Origin of the sequence: Bacillus sp. AFS023182 (assembly GCF_002560575.1) — a bacterium.
GTDB lineage: Bacteria > Bacillota > Bacilli > Bacillales > Bacillaceae_G > Bacillus_A > Bacillus_A arachidis.
The window spans coordinates 1-2,616 of the sequence record NZ_NTRO01000148.1 but is presented as its reverse complement, the minus strand read 5'-3'; the positions used below and the strand labels follow the sequence as shown (position 1 = coordinate 2,616).

Annotated in this window: 1 protein-coding gene and 3 pseudogenes; 3 read left to right on the top strand and 1 reads right to left on the bottom strand. The window is 32.8% G+C overall.

Annotated features, from left to right (window positions below):
- The 3 genes and pseudogenes from CN288_RS27790 to CN288_RS27785 all read left to right on the top strand — a co-directional run.
- A pseudogene (locus CN288_RS27790) lies at positions 1–401 on the top strand (IS4 family transposase); the annotation flags it as partial.
- A gap of 278 nt (positions 402–679) precedes the next feature.
- A pseudogene (locus CN288_RS30130) lies at positions 680–763 on the top strand (IS6 family transposase); the annotation flags it as partial.
- A 363-nt stretch (positions 764–1,126) separates the two neighbouring features.
- Entirely contained in the window at positions 1,127–1,786 is a 660-nt protein-coding gene (locus CN288_RS27785) for a DUF1349 domain-containing protein (protein WP_098303637.1), read from the top strand.
- A gap of 607 nt (positions 1,787–2,393) precedes the next feature.
- Here CN288_RS27785 and CN288_RS27780 read toward each other — a convergent pair.
- Positions 2,394–2,616: pseudogene (locus CN288_RS27780) on the bottom strand (site-specific integrase); the annotation flags it as partial.

Here is a 2,616-nt window from a genome sequence, read left to right as displayed (position 1 = left end):
AGTCTTTTACCCGACAAATTTTATTTAAAACATGGAAGTCATTCTTTCAAATTCATCATTGTAAAAAGATAAAATCAGAACGATTGGAGTGCCATTTATATGGTCAATTGATTGCCATTCTACTCTGTTCTTCTATCATGTTTCAAATGCGCCAATTGCTCCTCATGAAGAAAAAACGAGAGCTTAGTGAGTATAAAGCCATATATATGATTAAAGACTATTTTCTTCTTCTATTCCAAACTATACAAAAAAACACCCAAGAGCTATCAAAGGTGTTACTTCGCCTGTTCAATCTCCTACAGCAAAACGGGCGAAAATCCCATAGGTATGAGAAGAAAACAATCTTTGATATATTAGGTGTCGTTTATAATTGTACCATGTCTGATAACCAAGCAGCTTAATTCAAAAAAGGAAACCCGTTAGGGTTTATTTCGTATGCAAATCTTTAAAGCATCTACGTATAGACTTTCGAAAAAAAGAAACAATCTTGCTTATCATTGACGTTACACGGGCTTAGCTTGATAGCGATGGGGTAGCACCACATTGCCATCAAGCTAAGAGTTTGAAGTAGCCCCCAAAAAAATTTTATCTCATCACAGTTGTCTATGAGAATCCAGTGCATTTTTTTCGTTTTGGAGAACGATGAGTTTCTTAGCTTGATGGGCATGTGGCGGGACCACTATATAAACAAAGGCGAAGTCTACAAAGAGACTCCGCCTTTTCAACGTACAATGAACTTCAACAATTACTAGCTACTTCCTAAACATTATTCCTCATTTATCAACCTGTTTATGCTTTTTTCAAACTTTGCAACAGAACCACATTGGATATAGTCTTTTCCATATCTAAATTCATCTTTCTCTGAGGAGGGAGTCTTCTTAGCTATTATGATAAAAGTAGTAAATTTGAAAGATATTCTATTTCAAAAATACAATATTCTAAGGGAAACGATTGCATAACAAATATAGCTATTCAAACAAATAGCATACTAATCATTCTTGAACAAAAAATGTATTTTTCTTAAAAAATTACATTTTTTGTTCAAGAAAACGCTTGCATAAAACGTTGTTTAAATACTATTATTTATATATAAGGAAATATTATAATAAAAAAGGAGATGTATTTTATGTGTTCATTATTATTGTATGAAAAGTTTCAAAATGAAACACTTCATCCGAACCTAAATTGGTATTGTCAACCAGAAAAATGGGATATCCAAAAAAAAGATACTGGGCTTATTATTCAGCCTGAAAAAATGACTGACTATTGGCAAAAAACACACTATGGATTTGCTGTTGATAATGGGCATTTCCTATATTCAGAGATGAATGAGGATGTAATTATCACTACTAGAGTACGGTCATATCCTGTACATCAATATGATCAGGCTGGGTTAATGGTTCGATTTTCTAAAGACTGTTGGTTAAAGACGTCTATAGAGTATGAACCAAATGGTATGTGTAAACTTGGAGCTGTGGTAACTAATCACGGTTACTCAGATTGGTCTACTCAAAACTACAAAAAAGGACCATGGGATCTATATTTTCGCATTCGTAGAGAGTCCAAAGACTATATCGTTGAATTTCTAGAAGTTAAACATGATAAAGAGTTCACTTTAAAAGAATTAAAAGAACAAACTTGGAATCAATTACGTATTACAAGATTAATGGAAGATGCAGAAGATAAAGTTTTCCAATGTGGTGTATATGCTTGTAGTCCACAAGGACAGGGATTTACCGCTGAATTTGAATTCCTAGCTATAGAAAAAGGGACGATAAAACCCTAGACTTTATAAAATGTAAGGATTGGAGAAAGAAATGAATTTATTAATTTGGATGTGCTGTTTCTTTTAATTCGTTATAGGAATAACAGATGTTTTTCTAGGAGGAATTATACCTGAATTATTACCTTACTATAATCGAGCTTATTCAGATGGGGGGACATTGCTATTCATCCAATTCATTGTTTTTTTAATTGGCGTTATAGTAATGCCTAAAATATCTAAATTGCTAGGAAGAAAATCGATATTATTTGTTGCACTTTTAGTAATTAGTTTATCTTATATAATTTTAGGTTTATTGCCCCCATGGTTTTTAGTAATCACATTGACATTTTTCACCGGTTTCGGTTAGGGAATTATTGATTTAGTTCATATGAACAAAAGTTCATTTTATTTTCGCTCTTAAGTTGATGGGCATGTATGGTGACCCCTTATAGCAAGGTTCTACATGCTTCCCTATGGATATGTTTTATATTTAGGGAATCCTGACGAATCCTTGTAAGAAAAGACAATAATAAACAGGGATTTGATTCATTTTAATTATGTAAAAATCACATAACTACAAATGATAAGACTGAAGTCCGATAAGACTGATATAAATAAGGGGATAAAATTAAAATTCATCCTCCGTTATCAAATTCCCTGCATCATTATCTTTCGTTAATCGTTGTCTCAAATAATTTTCTTTCGTAGTCCGATCATTTTTATGACCAACCGCGGCTGCGATGATATAAGGCGCTAGCCCCTTGTAATCATATAAGTACTGTACATAAAAATGTCTAAAGAAGTGGGGAGTAATTCGTATATTCTCTGTAAGGGGTAGCACCAACAAAACG

Excerpts from the sequence above, each read along its gene's own strand:
- CN288_RS27785 (WP_098303637.1), top strand. The coding sequence starts at position 1,127 with ATGTGTTCATTATTATTGTATGAAAAGTTTCAAAATGAAACACTTCAT.